1 protein-coding gene is annotated in these 762 nt (G+C 62.6%); it reads left to right on the top strand.

Features of this window, described 5'->3' with window-relative positions:
* Positions 1-102: 102 nt before the first annotated feature.
* The coding region (locus B4F73_RS10350; RefSeq protein ID WP_290483197.1) for a type IV secretion system DNA-binding domain-containing protein at positions 103-762 on the top strand (660 nt) is incomplete at its 3' end.

The raw sequence follows: 762 nt of genomic DNA, 5'->3' as shown, positions 1-762 counted from the left end.
GTGCGCCTGACCGGGAGAAAAGCATACGCCGCGATAAGAAAGATAAGCAGAAAGGAGATCAGGCAGACCGGTGCGGGGATCGACTTTCCACCCGGCCTCCCCATGAGCCGAGACCGGGAATCGCGTCACTGCCTGACATCCGGGTCTGTGGGCTCCGGCAAAACCCAGACCATCCAGCACATGATCCTGGAAGCCATGCGCTGGGGCGACAAGATGCTCATCCTCGACACCAAGGGCGACATGACCGAACGCTTGCCGGGCAAGATCACGCTGATTGCACCGCAGGACAAGCGATCAGCGGTCTGGGATATCTCAGCCGATTGCGTCACCAAGCAGGACGCGCGGGAGCTGGCGGCCCGGTTCATTCCGAAAAGCAGCGACCCGATGTGGGCAGAGGCTGCCCGCGAGCTGCTCGTTGCCTGTATTGTCGGCCTCCAGCATGAAATGCCCGCCACCTGGTCGTGGGGCGATCTCCATGCCCGCGCTCTGCTGGGTGCCGACGCGTTGAAAGACATGGCGCTCGCCCATCATCCGGCCGCCGCGCAGATGATCGGCGATCCGTCCAGCAAGACGGCCATGTCCATCCTGACCACGTTCAAGGCACATATTCATGTGCTGGGAGCCATGGCAGAAGCCTGGAGCGCAGGGGATCAGGAAAAGTTCAGCGCTGCGAACTGGCTGACCGATCCCCACGCCACCAATCCTGTCATCCTGCAACGCGACGGGCGCTACCCCCAGCTGACCAATGCCTGGATCGGCGGG

The organism is Hyphomonas sp. UBA3601, from assembly GCF_002375605.1.
Taxonomy (GTDB): Bacteria; Pseudomonadota; Alphaproteobacteria; order Caulobacterales; family Hyphomonadaceae; genus Hyphomonas.
This window is presented reverse-complemented; position numbering and strand designations above follow the sequence as displayed.